Annotated in this window: 5 protein-coding genes and 2 pseudogenes; 4 read left to right on the top strand and 3 right to left on the bottom strand. The window is 59.8% G+C overall.

All coding sequences use genetic code 11. From position 1 onward, the window contains the following. Positions 1-12: 12 nt before the first annotated feature. The 3 genes and pseudogenes from M8Q45_RS21075 to M8Q45_RS28680 form a co-directional block, all read right to left on the bottom strand. Positions 13-2,529: a Tc toxin subunit A gene (locus tag M8Q45_RS21075; protein WP_249876239.1), complete on the bottom strand. Its 2,517-nt coding sequence runs from the start codon at positions 2,527-2,529 to the stop codon at positions 13-15. A 178-nt stretch (positions 2,530-2,707) separates the two neighbouring features. Further along, positions 2,708-3,304: pseudogene (locus M8Q45_RS28685) on the bottom strand (methyl-accepting chemotaxis protein); the annotation flags it as partial. 309 nt (positions 3,305-3,613) lie between these two features. Then, positions 3,614-4,594, bottom strand: a pseudogene (locus M8Q45_RS28680) (methyl-accepting chemotaxis protein); the annotation flags it as partial. A gap of 291 nt (positions 4,595-4,885) precedes the next feature. Between M8Q45_RS28680 and pmrG the strand changes: the two are divergent. From pmrG to M8Q45_RS21050, 4 genes are all read left to right on the top strand, one after another. Then, complete coding sequence (gene pmrG, locus M8Q45_RS21065) at positions 4,886-5,557, top strand: lipopolysaccharide core heptose(II)-phosphate phosphatase PmrG (protein ID WP_249876237.1); 672 nt, start codon at positions 4,886-4,888, stop codon at positions 5,555-5,557. A 24-nt stretch (positions 5,558-5,581) separates the two neighbouring features. Further along, on the top strand, positions 5,582-6,430 hold the full coding sequence (locus M8Q45_RS21060; RefSeq protein WP_249876236.1) for a phosphatase PAP2 family protein: 849 nt from the start codon (positions 5,582-5,584) through the stop codon (positions 6,428-6,430). 312 nt (positions 6,431-6,742) lie between these two features. Continuing rightward, on the top strand, positions 6,743-8,449 hold the full coding sequence (locus tag M8Q45_RS21055; RefSeq protein ID WP_283939064.1) for a ShlB/FhaC/HecB family hemolysin secretion/activation protein: 1,707 nt from the start codon (positions 6,743-6,745) through the stop codon (positions 8,447-8,449). A 22-nt stretch (positions 8,450-8,471) separates the two neighbouring features. Beyond that, entirely contained in the window at positions 8,472-15,908 is a 7,437-nt protein-coding gene (locus tag M8Q45_RS21050; protein WP_249876235.1) for a two-partner secretion domain-containing protein, read from the top strand. Position 15,909: the final 1 nt, after the last annotated feature.

Below are 15,909 nucleotides of genomic sequence, written 5' to 3'. Positions count from 1 at the left end.
TTGAAGCGAATATCAGTGGCTGGTCGCGATTATTGCTTCGCCAACGATTTTCCATTCCTGCGTGGAGCTCTTGCCGCCTAGCGCTGTAGCCTTGAGCAGAAGGCTTGCTGACAGCCCGGTGCTCTTGCTGCATTCCTGGGAGCGAACGATCCAGTCCACTTCTTCCACTGACTGAGCGCGTTTTCCCTTCAAGTGGTCTGCCAGGCTTTGTACGTCGTAGTGGGTCCATCCCAGCAACTCGGCCAACTGCTTGTTGGCTGCGTCCGCTGTTTTTGGGTCCTCTTCTTGGTTGGCAAATTGCAAGTAATGCAACCATTGCTCTTCCGAACGGCCGGGCAGGCGAGCGCAATAGCTGAAGCGCTCGTACAAATACACGGCGTGAAGCGTCAATGAGTTGGAGGGGCTGGCGGACAGCCAGGTTGGCTGGGCCGCCAACTGCTGCAATGCGCTACCGCTCAGGTGCAGCTCCTGGCACAGCTTGGCGTTGCGCAATAATCTCGTCAGTACCGCAGGCATCTGCCCTTGGGATGTACTGATCGCCGTGACAACATCCGATGCGGTAGTCCCGGTCATTTCCAGCACGCATGGGAGGTCGTCTGCGGATAAATCGACGAGCTCATGCAGCAGGTTTTCAAGCAGATGTTGATCGTCTTCAGTGCTGCCACGCTTTGCCAGGAGGGCCTTGAACCGTTTATCCAGGTTCTGATCCAGCGGCAACTCGTCCAAGGATGTGGTGGATAGGTGGTACATCGATGCGACATCCCGGTTGGTCCGCTTTAACCAGTCGCTGGCCCAGTCCAACGCCATCAATACGTCGAGAATGCAGGTGCCAAAGGGTTGCACGGTGGAATCCAATGCCCCCTTCACCATTGCCGCGTTGAAATTGTCACCGCCTATCATGCGGGCCAGTGACGTGCATTCAACAAACGTGAGCCCGAACATCCGTGCGATGCGGGTCTGGCGATAAAATGACGAGATCGTAGGCAAGTCATGCTTTGGTTGAGCCAGGTGTTGTTTGGTTTGTTCGATGAGCCACGACAGTGAATCGGGCACCTTCGCCAGCCCAAGGCCGGCGGCCAGATAGATCAAATCCTGGGGCGCGTTGATCTCTTCCTCGGGACGTTTGAATAGTCGGGAGCTATCGAATATCTGGTCGAACAACGGCACTTGCAGACCACAAGCGTGAATCGGTATGTCGTGCAGCAAGCACGCAAACTCCTCAGGCGCTATGCCGTGGCGCCGATTGAGGTATCGATAGACGCCCAACGTGCGCAGCGTGTTGGCATTGAGCGTCATTGCCGTGTTTTTTTCCGAGCGTAAGGCGCTGGTAATCAGCGTATCGAGCTCAGTGAAAGGAATACCCGTCCAGCGCTGCAGTCGGATCATTTTCTGTAGGCGGGAAAGGCGTTCCGGGGTCCCATTTTCAAATCTGTTCGTTGACGAGTTAAGCGTCATGGGCGCCGTCGATTCCGGCCCATTGATATAGGCGGCGCCATAGTTTTTGTGCCTCGAAGCAGGACTATGGGGCGAGGCCCGGGCGGCATATTCGCCTTGCGCCAATAAGTGCCGGACTTGTTCCGTGGTCAGTCCGGTACGTTCCTTGAAGAACTCGATATCGTGCAGTTGTCTAGACGCTTCAGTGCCATAGGATTTCTCCAGACCGCTGAGGTCCGTGTCGGAGCTGAGCGGCGCGAGCAATAGCCTCTGCTGTTCCGGGCTGAGTCCCGACAACAGCTTTTGCGCCTCGACACGCGGCTGGACAACGCTTCCGTAAGTTAAATGAGCCGGGGAAAGCGGCAATATCCGGCTCATTCGATAATTCAGTTCGCCGAGCGCCGGTTTACCCGTGCCCAGCCCAAGCAGACATTGATGATGATGCAGCTCATAGGGCAGCGAAAACGGATAATGCGCAGTTGCAAGGTGCTGATGAACATCACTTTCAAAGTGCGCCTTGATCGCCTTGTCCAAGGTGTGATTGACGATCTCCAACATGGGGCGCGCAACGAAGGCGCTCTGCTGGTCGAGCATCAAGTCCTTCAGGTCCGGCCGTCGTTTATCAAGGGGGATTTTCTCGCTGGATGACGATGCACCTTCCAGCTGTCCGGCAAACAGATACAGCGCTCGCAAATAGGCCACCGGCGAATCGATTGCCGCGAGGTCGCCTTCTTTACAGAACTTATCCCAGTCCTCCTTGAACAGCGCTTGATAGCTTGCCGGATCTGATTTTGACTTCGAACGCAAGTCGCGCCTGTGGCGGGCAGGGGAGTCCTTGGGGGATACCAGATGTTCCAGATACAGGCGACAGACATGTCGAGCATAGCGCTGCGCGTTGTCGTAGGCCTGGTCGGCGTTCGCTTGGGTGTGCTTGCCCAGTTCGAGGGCGAACTGCGCCTTGGTCATGCGAGTGATGTCGAATACCGACGTCAAACCCATCCGCTGCAGGGCCGCGTGGACATCGGTTTGAGTGTCATCTCCATCGACGGCTGCGCCAATGAGCCTGTTCACCAATGGGTTGTTGTTTTCATCCATGTACAGTCCATCTCCTGTCGAACGGAAGGTTCGTGCTGGCGAAAACGGTACAGGAGCTTGCAGCTAAAGGAGGCCGGACGAGAGAACAGAACTTGTAGGAGAAGGCAATGCATGCAGGAAGAAAGCTGTGCGTAGGGAAGCCGCATGAGGCCGCACATCGGCCTCATGCGAGAGGGACTCAAACCCGGAAATGGCTGACCATTTGTTGCAACTGACCACCCAACCGCGCCAGCTCGACGCTGGACGCTGCGGTTTCATCGCTGGCGGCGGCGGTCTGCTCGGACACGTCGCGCACGTTGATGATGCTGCGGCTGATCTCTTCGGCCACGGCGCTTTGCTGTTCGGCGGCAGCGGCGATCTGCTGGTTCATCGACTGGATGTTGGACACCGTACGGGTGATGTTTTCCAGTGACGCGCCGGCCTTGCGGGTCAGGGCCACGCTGCTGTCGGTGAGGTTGCGGCTGTTGTTCATCACGGCGGCTACTTGCTGGGTGCCGTTCTGCAGGCCGGCCACCAGGCCTTCGATTTCCTCGGTGGATTTCTGTGTGCGCTGGGCCAGGCCGCGGACTTCATCGGCGACGACCGCGAAGCCACGTCCGGCTTCACCGGCGCGGGCGGCTTCGATGGCGGCGTTGAGGGCCAGCAGGTTGGTCTGTTCGGCCACGGCCTTGATCACGTCCATCACGGCGCCGATCTTGTCGCTTTCCTGTTGCAGCACGCTCATGGCGTCGGTGGAACGCACCACTTCGCTGGCCAGGCGTTCGATCTGGGCGATGGCTTCGTTGACCACTTGATCACCGGCCCGCGCTTCACCGTCGGCGGCTGCTGCTGCCTGGGAGGCTTCTTCGGCATTGCGCGCCACTTCCTGGACCGTGGCGGTCATCTCATGCATGGCGGTTGCGACCTGGTCGGTCTCGACTTTCTGGCTGTTGACCCCGGCGCTGGTCTGCTCGGTGACGGCGGACAGTTCTTCGGCGGCGCTGGCGATCTGGGTCACGCCGTCGCGGATGCCGCTGATCAGGTCGCGCAGGGTCACGCCCATGCGGGCAATGCCCTGTTGCAGCACGCCGAGTTCATCGCGACGGGTGACGATGACGTTCTGCGACAGGTCGCCACCGGCGATGCGTTCGACCACGGCGAGGGTTTCACGCAGCGGGCGAGTGATCTGGCGGGTGATGACCACGGCGGCAATGATGCCCACCAACAATGCCAACAACGTGCTGACCAATTGCAGCGTGCGGGCCTGGGCGCTTTCAGCATCGCGACGGTCGAGCTGGATCTGGTACAGCTGCTCGCTCAGGGAAACGATGGTGGCGCCCTGGTCGGTCATTTCCTTGCGCGCCTGCGCCACATCGGCCATGGCCATCTTGAAGGCCTGCACGGCGCTGCGGTATTGGGTCAAGGTTGTTTCCAGCTGACGCAGTTCATCCTGCCGAGCGTTGGCGAAATGTTCGCTGAGCGGCTTGAGCGAAGCGATGGCGGCGTCCAGTTGGGCGAAGGCCTTGCGTTCGGTATCGGCATTGCTGTTGGCGGTGTAGCCGCGTACTTCATAGCGGGCCAGCATGAACGCCTGCTTGGCCTGGGTGATGGCCTGGAATTGCGCAAAGCGCTCATCGCTGAGGGCCATCTGCCGCACGTCGGAATCGATGGCTTCGATCAGCTTGTAGGCCGTCTCGGCGTTCGCGCCCATGACATCCCGGGCACTGTTGCCGGTGCGGTAGGCACTGCGCATTTTGTTCAGCGACGTTTGGTAGGCGCTGATGGTCGCGCTCTGCTCCCTGAGCAGCTTGACGTTCTCGGGGCTCTTGAAGCTGCTGAGCAGCGCGTTTTGTTGCGCCACGAAACCATCGAGGGTGGTCTGCACATTCTGTGCGGCGGTCTCGTCACCGTTGGTCAGCATGTATTGCAGGCGAGTGACCCGCAGTTTGGTCAGGCCAGCGTTGAGCTGGGTGATGTCGCTCATCCAATTGCTGCGGTCGATCAAACCGCCCAGGCTGGTCCAACTGGTCAGGGCCAGGACGCAAGTCAGTACCAGCACCAGGCCAAAGCCCAGGCCCAATTTCATATTGACGCTAATGTTGCCAAACCAGTTATTCATCAAATTCCTCCAGGAACGTTGCGCTGCTTGATCATCGGTTGGCTGGAAGATTGTTGTTTTTAAGAGCCAGCAAAAACGTGTAACAGGGGTGTATCGGCGGCCGCCCATGAATCTGAAAGTTTTTTTGTGTCGGCAATCCAGGGGCGCCGCCGGGCGCGCCAAGCTTTTTTTCACATCGGTTTCACTGCCTGCCTACGTCTACGTCTTTACCGTCTCGCCATCGAAATGACTGGTTGGGTGCCGTCGGGGCGGCTTGATGTGGAACTGAGACTGAGCCTTTTTGGCGTGACGCGCTCGATTGATACGAGCTGGCTTGTCCGCTATCGAAACGTTGCGGTGATCCTGGCTTCGGCAATGTTGGTGATTGCGCTGACTCTCTGGCTGCTGGGGCCGGCAGCGGTGCCGGATCTGGCCCATGGCAATATCGTTGGCGCCCGGGCGCTGGCTGATGGCTGGGCCAAGGGTGAGATGATCGTGCTGGTGCGCCACGTCGAGCGATGTGATCACTCCAAGGCCGTGTGCCTGGGGGATCCTTCGGGAATCACCGACCGCGCCCGCGCCGTTGCAGTGGGCCTCGGCGCGCGGTACGAGCAACTCGGCCTGGAGAGTGCGGACATTTATAACAGTCCGTTGGTTCGAGCGTCCCAAACGGCTGGATACATGTTCAACAAGGTGGGCACCGGCGACGATTGGCTGAGCCATTGCCGCCATGACTTGCTGCGCAATGCCCTGGCCCACAAGGTGCCAGGGCGCAACCTGATCCTGGTCACCCACAGCGAATGCATGCAGGCGATGGAAACCGAGCTGCGCCGACCTGCTTCGGCGTTTGGCTATGGCGCTTCGTTGTTTGTATCCACCGCCCAGCCACAAGCCCCTCGGTTGCTGGGTTTTATCGAGGCGTCTGATTGGCGCTCAGTGATGTTCCAGTAACTTTTCCCACAATTAGGACCGCTCATGCTGACGTCTGCCTGCGCTCGTTTTTACCGGCTCAACCTCGGAATACCCCTGGTCTGTGCGGCGGTGGTGTTCCTGCTGTTCGACATGACCCGCATCGACATCGCCTTCAGCGATCTTTTCTACGACCCGCTGCACCAAATCTTTCCGCTGGGGCATGTGCGGCTGTTCGAACAAATCACCCATAAGTGGGCCAGGGTCATTCCGAACTGGACCGGTGAGGCGGCCATCATCGGGGCGCTGGTGTCGTTCGTCTGGCCGCTGTTCCGGCCGGAAAAGCGTCCAGGGCTGCTTCGTGTACTGGATAAGATCCGGCTGACCAAGCCACTACGGTTTGCCCACAGGCACCGTCGAGATTTTCTCTATGTGGTTTTCGCCTTTTCCCTCAGCACAGGCGTTATCCATTACCTCAAGGGCCACACCAGCGTGTATTGCCCGGTGGAAACCACCCAATACGCGGGGAAGATCGAGCACAAGGAGTGGTTCCAGAATTTCGATTTACTGAAAGTCGCGGGGGACGGTCGTTGCTGGCCCGGTGGCCATGCTTCCGGTGGTTTCACGATGTTGGCGCTGTACTTCGTTGCCCGGCGCTATCGCTGGCGTCATTCCAAGGCCGTGATGTACGGCGCGCTGGCCCTGGGATTTGTCTACGGCACGACGCGAGTCCTACAGGGTTGGCACTACATGTCCCACACGTTCTGGGCGGGAATCTTCGTCTGGTTGAGCTGTTGGCTGATGGCAATGTTTTTTTACGGGCGCGCCGTCTTGGAGCAACCCTTACTGAAGACCGCGTCGTCCAAGGCCGTACCCGGCAGGCCTGAGCTGGGCGATGCGCAGCCTGCTCCATGAATCGCGGGCAAAAAAAAGCCCGCGGGAGAGCGGGCTAAAACCTTAGTTTCTTGAATGAGCGAGGGGACTGTACCGGATCGCATAAACCCATGGGGTGAAGAAAAGTTCATGCGGGCTCAGCTTGATGGGTTCCTGATAGAGCTTTGTCAACGAGGTGATTTCGGACGTGTCCTGTGAGATACGTCTCTTTTTTGGATAGAAATATGCCCGCTCTCTGAACCGAAGGCGATACGCAAGGTCTGGTGTGCGCGAAGTAGGTCGATTTGTCCTGCTCCGCAATCTTGTTGTCGCTTTTGTATCGAGGGATCGAACATGTCCGTGTCTGCCTTAAGGACGAGGCTCGTCGTCGCGTCGCTGTGTTTTTTTGCGATGGACCTTGCCGTGGCCGCGCCAACCCCTGGCGACACAGACCTGATCCGCGAGCGCCAGAATCGCCTGCTCGAAGAGCAGCGTCGGCGCCTTGAAGAACTCAAGGACCTGCCAGGCAAAGAAGCAAAGCCGGTCCAGCCGACCAAACCTGCCGATACCCGTTGTTTCCCCATCAAGACCATCGAGCTCAAGGGCGCCGACGCCTTGTCCGAACGCGAGCGCCAACGCTTGCTCGAGCCCTATCTCAATCAATGCCTGGGCGTGCCGCAGCTTAACGAGCTGCTCAAGACCATTACCGATGCGTACCTGGAAAAGGGCCTGGTCACGAGCCGTGCCTATTTGCCGCAACAGGATTTGTCCAGCGGTCACTTGCAAGTGCTGGTGGTCGAGGGGCGACTTGAAGGCCTGAAGGGCGCCGAGGACAGCGGACTCTCCAAGCGGGAGCTGGCCATGAGCTTTCCCGGCAAGCCGGGCGATCTACTCAATCTGCGGGACATCGAGCAAATGGTCGATCAACTGAACCGTTTGCCATCCAATAGCGCCCGCATGGAGCTGACGCCGGGGCAGAACATCGGCGGCAGCGAAGTGCTGGTCCAGAACACCCCACAGAAACCCTGGCGCGCCGGCTTGTCACGGCATAACGACGGGCAGAAGAGCACCGGCGAGCAGCAGTGGGGAGCCTCCCTGGACTGGGACAGTCCCTTGGGCCTGGCCGATCAGCTGGCCTTGCGCGGTGGCCACGATGCCATAAGCGACCACCAGAAAACCTCACGCAACGCCATGCTCTATTACAACCTGCCCTTTGGCTGGTGGAACCTGAGCTACACCTACAGCGAAAGTGAGTACCGCGCGCTGGGCCAGGCCAACGGCTTCAATTTCAAGCAGAGCGGCGACAGCCAGAACCATCAGGTGCGCCTGGAGCGGGTGGTGCACCGTGACGCGGTCAGCAAGACCTCCCTGAACACGGGCCTTTCATACCTGCGCACCAACAACTTCATCGAAGACAGCAAGCTCGCCGAGAGCAGCAATCGCATCAGCGAAGCCCAGTTCGGCATCAACCATGGGCGACGGATCGGCAATGCCTTCGTCAACCTCGACCTGGGCCTGCAACAAGGTATCGGCGCCCTCGACGCCCAGGGCGATCACGAGCCGGGGCCTGGGCTGCCGGATGCCCGCTACCGCAAATACACCGCCACCCTCAGCTACTTGCAACCCTTCCAGGTGTGGGGCGAGTCCTTCAGCTTCAGCAGCCTGATGACCGGCCAGCGCAGCGAAGACGCCTTGTTCAGCGCGCAGCGCATGAGCCTCGGCGGGTTGTCTTCGATTCGCGGCTACAAGGACCAGACGCTGGCCGGCGACAGCGGCGGCTACTGGCGCAACGACCTGCGCTGGAGCCGCCCGGTGACGCTGGAGTGGCTGCGTCCGGTGTTCGCCGAGTACGGCACCAGCCTCGGTTATGACCAAGGCGTGATCCGCGGCACTCGCTACGACGGTGGCGAGCATGGCCGCATGTCGAGCAACTCCCTGGAGTTGTTCGCCCGCGGTGAGAACCTCAGCGCCAGCGTCACTTTCGCCCATTCCCTGGAACGTCCGGACGCCCTGACCGAGCGCGAAGCGCCGATCTACTTCCGCCTAGACGTATCCATTTAATTCGCTGCAACGAGACCCGATCATGGACGACCGCCAATACGCCTTCCTGGCCCGCCAGCCCTCTGCTGCCCTGAAACCCCGCGATGCCTTCTGGGGCATGCCCAAGCGCGGCCTGGCGTTGCTGCTCGTCAACGTCATGTTCTGGCAACCGCTGTGGGCCCAGGCCGACGGCATCGTGGTCAGCGCGCCAGGTACCCGCCTGGGCCAGGCGGGCAATGGCGTACCCATCGTCAACATCGCCAAACCCAACGGCAGCGGGCTGTCCCACAACAAATTCAGCGACTACAACGTCGGGAAAAACGGCGTCATCCTCAACAACGCCACCAACCCCGCTCAATCCACGCAACTGGGCGGGATCATCCTCGGCAACCCGAACCTCAAGGGCACGGCGGCCAAAGTCATCCTCAACGAAGTCAACGGCGGCAACCCCAGCCAGTTGCGCGGCTACACCGAAGTGGCAGGGCAGTCGGCCCATGTCATCGTCGCCAACCCGTATGGCATCACCTGTAACGGCTGCGGCTTCATCAATACACCGAAAGCGACGCTGACCACGGGCAAGCCGATCATCGAAAACGGCCAGTTGAGCCGCTATCAAGTGGATCAGGGCAGCGTGGCCATTGAAGGCGCGGGCCTCAACGCGAACAACGTCGACCGTTTCGAAATCATCACCCGCAGCGCCAGGATCAACGCCGAGATCCAGGCGAAGAACCTGACGATTGTTGCCGGGCGCAACGACGTCAACGCCAGCACCCTCAACGCCACCGCCCGTGCAGACGACGGTAGCGCCAAGCCCGAGCTGGCGATCGACTCTTCGGCGTTGGGCGGCATGTACGCCGGCGCGATAAAACTGGTGGGCACCGAAGCGGGTGTCGGGGTGAAGCTCGACGGCAAGATGGTGGCCAGTGGCGGGGATATCCAGCTTGATGCGGATGGGCATTTGAGTCTGGCGCAGACGGCGGCTGCCGGTGCCATCGACATCGAGGCCAAAAGCCTGGAGACCCGTGGCCAGGTGTATGCCGGTAGCCGGCTCGAAGTCAAAACCCAGGGTGACCTGACTAGCCAGCAGAACTTGGTGGCGCGCGACAGCGTTCACCTGGACAGCGGTGGCACGCTGACCAACAACGGCATTATCGAGGCCGGGGTCAACGCCGATAACAGCCGCAATACCGTGGGCGATGTCACGCTCACGGCAAGACAACTGAACAACGTCGGCAAAACCGTCATTGCCAGTCGCGACCTGACTGTCACGACGACCGCTGCGCTGAACAACCAGGGCGGTACGCTCAGCGGGCAGCGCAAGACCACGGTCGCCGCCGACGTTGTGGATAACCGCAACAAAGGTCGGATCCTCGGCAACAGCGAACTGCACCTGACCGCCAATCAGATGCTGAACAGCCAGGGTGGCTTGATCAACAGCCAAGGCGTCCTGACCGCCAACCTGGGCCGTCTGGAAAACAACGCGGGCGAACTGTCCAGCCTGAACAGCGCGACCCTGGTCCTCGGCAGCCTGGACAACCTCACCGGCCTGGTCATGGCTGGCAAGAACCTCGACATCACTAACACCGGCGCGATCAACAACCGGGGCGGCGAGCTATCCAGCCAAGGCGTCATGACCGTGCGCACCGCCAGCCTGGACAACAGCAACAAAGGCACCGTGGCCGCCAATGGCAAGTTGCTGGTCAGCGCCACCGGCGCGGTCAACAACGCCGAAAAAGGCCTGCTCGCTAGCCGTGCTGCCGAGGTCGAGTTCGATGCTGCCAGTCTGAATAACGCCAAGGGCACGCTGCAAGGCGAGGGCCTGGTCACCGTGGATGTATCCGGCGACATCGATAACCAGGGCGGCAGCATCATCGCCAAGGACGCCAAGCTGAGTGTCTTTGCCACCAACCTGGACAACCGTGGCGGCGTGCTGTCCAGCGTCAAGGCCGCGCTGGAAGCACGCACCACCGGCGTGCTGAAAAACGGCTACGACGTGAACCGCCAGGGCGGCACGATCCAGGCCCAAGGACTCAGCATCCAAGCCTTGGCTGGGCTGTTCAACGACGGCGGACGCATCGCTGCGCAAGCCGGCGATGTCGTGGTCACCAACGCAGCGGCGGATATCAACAATCGCAACGGCGGGATATACGCCACGGGCAAGGTCTGGGTCACTGGCCGGGGCATGGACAACAGCGGCGGCGGGCAGGTCAGCGCCAGTCGCATCGACTTTGACCTTTCGGGGGCGCTGAACAACAACGCCGGCATTATTGAAAGCCAGGACAGCCTGGACATTCTGGCCGCCAGTTTGAGCAACCAGAAAGGCCAACTGCGCACCCTGGACCAGAACAGCACCACGGCATTCAAAATCGGGGGGCTGTTCGATAACAGCGACGGCACCCTCGAAACCGCCAGTAATGATGTGGGCTTCATCACCGGCAGTGTCCAGAACGTGGGTGGCAAGCTGCTGCACACCGGCCTGGGACTGTTTGGCATCAGCCAGGCCAACCTGGGGCAGGCCGGTGGTCGCCTGGTGACCTACGGCAACTTGAGCGTGAAGGCAGATCGCTGGACCAACAGCACGGCGATCCAGGCCGGGCGCCTGGTGGTGGATGTCGACCAGCTGACCCAGACCGCCACGGGCCAGTTGCTCAGTACCGATAGACTGGAGGGTCGTGGCAGCAACTGGCGGGTTGACGGCCTGATCGGCAGCGACGGGGCGATCGATCTGCAGCTGACCGGTGCCTATACCGGCAATGGCCGCTTGAGCAGTCTCGGCACCTTGGGCCTCAAGGCGGCACTGATCAATCTGGAGCAAAACGGCAGTATCGCGGGCGGTGGCAACACAACCGTCGTGGTCGATGGCGTCCTCAACAGCTACGGTCGCCTGACCTCGGCGGCGGATATGAGCGTCACGGCCGCCACGCTCAACAACTACGGCACGCTGGGCAGTGCCGGCGCGCTCGGCGTAACGACCGGTGATTTGCTCAACGAACGCGGATTGATCTTCAGCGGCGGTAATACCAGCCTGCGCGTCAACAGCCTGACCAACCGCTATGCCGATATCTACAGCCTGGGTGATCTGAGCATCGATCGCGACGGCCTCGGCACCCGTGCCAGCCGCATCCTCAACAGCTCCGGCACGCTGCAGAGCGACGGCAACATGCGCCTGGCGGCCAGCACGATCGACAACGTGCGCGAGATCTTGACCACCCACGACGCAGGCATCTACACCGCCTCGATCAGTGAAGTGGCCTGTATCGAAGGGGTCAACGCCGGTGATTGCAGCGGCGGCAAGGAAAACCACGTCTGGCAGATCGTCCAGCGCGACAAGTTCGAAGTCACCGCGGCCAGCGCCGCCTCCAGCATCACCACCGGCGGCAACCTGAATATCCAGGGCGACACCCTGACCAACCGGAGCAGCAGCATCGGCGTCGGCGGCGCATTGACCGCCAACCTCGTCAGCCTGGACAACATCGGCATCGAGACCGGCGAAATCGAAACCTCGCGTACCTTCATATCCGAGCGCACGCGCCACCCGAGTGGCTGGCGCGCCGCTGCCAATGACTTCACCAACAAATACTGGCTGCAGAGCCCGGGTTACAACGCCAACGACCTGGGCGGCCTTGAAGCAGCGATGAGCCGCTTCATCGGCATGACCGAACGTGAGCTACCGCAGTTCCACACTCAAACAACCACCACCGATAACCAGACCTATGCCGCGATTATCCAGGCCGGTGGCGCCGTCGACATTCCTACCCAGGGCGACCTCAACAGCGGCGTCGTGCGTGGCGGCTACAACTACGTCGGCGCCGGCCCGCGTACCGACACCCAGGCCGACAACGCCTTCTCGACCCGCATCAGCGTCAATCGGCAACTCCCGCCGAGCCTGACCCAGCAACAGGTCGATCCACTGGCCCTGCCGGGCTTCGACTTGCCCACCGGGCAAAACGGCCTGTTCCGCATGAGCGGCGACGGCTCCACCACGCCAACCCAAAGCACGGGGCTCACGCAAGTACGTGGCCTGCCGGATCGCTCGTTCCAGGCCAACCCGCAAAAATACCTGATCGAGACCAACCCGGCGCTGACCGACATGCGCCGCTTCATGAGCTCGGATTACCTGCTGTCGAATCTGGGCTACGACCCGGACACCGCCGCCAAGCGCTTGGGCGATGGTTTCTACGAGCAACGCCTGATCCAACAAGCGGTGATCGCCCGCACCGGCCAGCGCTTCCTCGACGGCCAGACCTCCGACGACGGCATGTTCAAGTACCTGATGAACAACGCCATCGCCAGCAAGGACGCTCTCAACCTGTCGCTGGGCGTGAGCCTGACCGCTGAACAGGTTGCGGCCCTGACCCATGACATCGTCTGGATGGAAACCCGGACGGTGAATAACGAGCAGGTGCTGGTGCCGGTGCTTTATCTGGCCCAGGCCAATCATCGTCTGGCGGCGAATGGGGCGCTGATCCAAGGCTCGGACGTCAGCCTGATTGCGGGCAAGAACCTGAACAATGCGGGCACCTTGCGTGCGTCCAGCAACCTGAGGGCGACGGCGGACGACAGCTTTGTCAACAGTGGGTTGATGGAAGCGGGTGGTCGGCTGGAAGCGTTGGCGGGTAATAACCTGACTAACAGGGCGGGTGGGGTTATTGCTGGGCGGGATGTCAGCGTTGTTGCTCTGACTGGCGACGTGACTAACGAGCGTACCGTTACCACTCACGAAAGCAGCAGCGGCTACCGCACCGAACGCACCGACTTCATCGACAGCGCCGCGCGCATCGAAGCGGGAAACAACCTGACCGTCAGTGCCGGGCGTGACATCAACAGCGTCGGCGGCGTGCTGAAAAGTGACGCCGACACCACCCTAAACGCCACGCGCGATGTCAATCTCATCGCCGCCGAACGCATCACCAGCGGCACTCGCGGCAGGCATCGCGACCAAGACATCAAGCAATACGGCTCCAGCCTCGACAGCGGCCGCGACCTGACCGTCAACGCTGGTCGCAACCTCACCGTTGTCGGCACTCAGATCGATGCCAAGCGCGACGTTGCCATGGCCGCCCAAGGAAACTTGACCTTCGCCTCGGCGGCGGATGAGCAGCATTCCTACGGCAAGAGCAAGAAGGTCACCCGCCAAGAGGACCACGTCAGTCAGGTGGCCTCGACGGTTAATGCGGGGCGCAACGTTGTAATGAGCGCGGGGCAGGATTTGGCGATGATCGCCAGCAAGGTCAACGCTGCAAACCAGGCCTACTTCGTGGCGGGTGGCAAGCTTGAGCTGCTGGCTGCGCAGAACCGCGACTATTCGCTGTATGACATGAAGAAGAAAGGGGGCTGGGGAAGCAAGAAGACTCAGCGGGATGAGGTGACCGATGTGAAAAACATCGGCAGTGAAATCACTACCGGGGGCGACCTGCGATTGGTCAGCGGCGGCGACCAGCTGTATCAAGTGGCGAAACTGCAGAGCGGCAAGGACATCACGCTGGACAGTAGCGGTTCCATTACCTTCGAAGGCGTGAAGGATCTACATCAGGAGAGCCACGAGAAGACTGACAACAACGCGTTCTGGGTCTCGTCCAAGGGTAAGGGCAAGACCGACGAAACCTTGCGTCAAAGCCAGTTTATTGCTGAGGGCAGTGTTGCGATCAAAGCCGTCAACGGTTTGAAGATCGATATCAACCAGGTCAATCAGCAAACCGTCAGCCAATCCATCGATGCGATGGTCAAGGCTGATCCGCAATTGGCATGGCTCAAGGACGCGGAAAAACGCGGTGATGTGGACTGGCGTCAAGTCAAAGAGATCCACGACAGCTTCAAGTACAGCAACTCCGGCTTGGGGCCGGCTTCGCAGATCATCATTGCGATTGTGATGGCAGCGGTCGTTGGACCGTTAGCGGCAGGCGCAATGGGAACCGCGACTGGAGGGATGGTTGCCGCCGGAACAATTACGGCGGAGACGGCTGCAGGTATTTCAGCCGCGGCAGGCGCCGTTGCAGCGGGAGCTGCAACAAACGCGACCGTCAGCGTTGTCAATAATCGCGGCAATCTTGGCGCCGTGTTCAAGGACGTGACTTCTTCAGATGCCATGAAGGGGTATGCCATCGCTGGCGTTACAGCAGGGCTGACGGCTGCATATTTTGATGGATGGACTGGTACTGAAACGAATACGGCAATCGACAAAGTAAGCACGTCGAGCTCACTGAGCACTTGGAAAGGCGTCGGTCAATTTGCCGCCAACCAAACGTTGCAGAACGGAACCTCCATGTTGCTGAGCAAGGCGCTTGGACAGGGAGGGAGTGCCAGCGATGCGTTGAAAAGCGCGCTGTTTAATACATTGGCTGCGGCCAGTTTCAATCTGGTTGGCGATTACACCAAGAATGTTTTCGCGGATGGTTCAGCACCAAAAATTGCGATCCATGCCATGGTGGGCGGCCTGCTGGCCGAGGCCACTGGCGGTGACTTTAGAACCGGTGCCTTGGCCGCAGGCGCAAGCGAGGCGCTGGTCACTCATCTGGATGCATTGGTTAAAGGTAACGACAACCTGCTTACGATGAGTTCGCAGATCGTCGGTGTGGTGGCGGCTGCCGCCCAAGAGGATGCGGACGCGGCCAAGCTGGAAAAAGGTAGCTGGGTTGCGATGAATGCAACGAAGTACAACTATCTGTCACACAACCAACTTGAGAGGGCAGCCAAGAAGATAGCGGCTTGTGCCAATGACGCCTGTATTGAAGATACGACACGTGCATTCAAGGAGCTCAGTCTTCAGCAAGATATTGAAGCGATAACCGGTTGCAAGGCTGATCCTTCATCTTGCGAAGCGCGATCCAAAGAAGTCGCCAATACCATGGCGGACCTAAATCCAATCAAGGATATCGTCGAGTACGGTTCGCCAAAGGCTCGAGATGCAGTACAGAACCTCATAAATTCAAACTACGAGTTCCAAGAAATGCTAGCGACGGCGACCACCGAGCATACGGTAGGTGCGATGGTCGACTCTCTCAAGGCTAAATGGAACCTTAGCGATGCTCAGGCACAAGAAATCACCAACGATCTGAAAGTCGCGCTTGCTGTGGGGTTAGGTACCGCGGCAGGAGCATTAGCTTACAAACGTGCTGTGGCCCGTGGTGCCAAAGCAACCAATCCGATCGATACTCCTCCTGTGAAGAAGGGATGGCAGGTTGGTGATGATGTTTATAATCAAACGGCTAAAGGTAATGATCCTTCTTGGTCTACTGTTCGGTCCAGGTTTTGGAAAAACGAAGCTGTTGCTCCCGAGGCTGCAAATACGTATGGTTCAGAAAATTTGGCCCGGATGAGTAAGGGGCTCGCACCGCAGCGGTATAACGCGGATAAGGGCGGAATTGAGTCGATGGAATTAAGTCATGAACCCATTCCTGCTCGGGATGGAGGTAAAGACTTTGTTCCTCGTTGGCCACAAGATCACGCTGCTGTCGATCCTTTCAGAAAGCCAGGATATTGAA

This window comes from Pseudomonas sp. T1.Ur (assembly GCF_023516725.1).
GTDB classification, from domain to species: Bacteria; Pseudomonadota; Gammaproteobacteria; order Pseudomonadales; family Pseudomonadaceae; genus Aquipseudomonas; species Aquipseudomonas alvandae.
This window is presented reverse-complemented; position numbering and strand designations above follow the sequence as displayed.

What these genes read in the sequence shown, in the direction of transcription:
- M8Q45_RS21055 (WP_283939064.1), top strand. Translation starts at nt 6,743, where the DNA reads ATGTCCGTGTCTGCCTTAAGGACGAGGCTCGTCGTCGCGTCGCTGTGT.
- M8Q45_RS21050 (WP_249876235.1), top strand. Translation starts at nt 8,472, where the DNA reads ATGGACGACCGCCAATACGCCTTCCTGGCCCGCCAGCCCTCTGCTGCC.
- M8Q45_RS21075 (WP_249876239.1), bottom strand. Translation starts at nt 2,529, where the DNA reads ATGGATGAAAACAACAACCCATTGGTGAACAGGCTCATTGGCGCAGCC.
- M8Q45_RS21060 (WP_249876236.1), top strand. Translation starts at nt 5,582, where the DNA reads ATGCTGACGTCTGCCTGCGCTCGTTTTTACCGGCTCAACCTCGGAATA.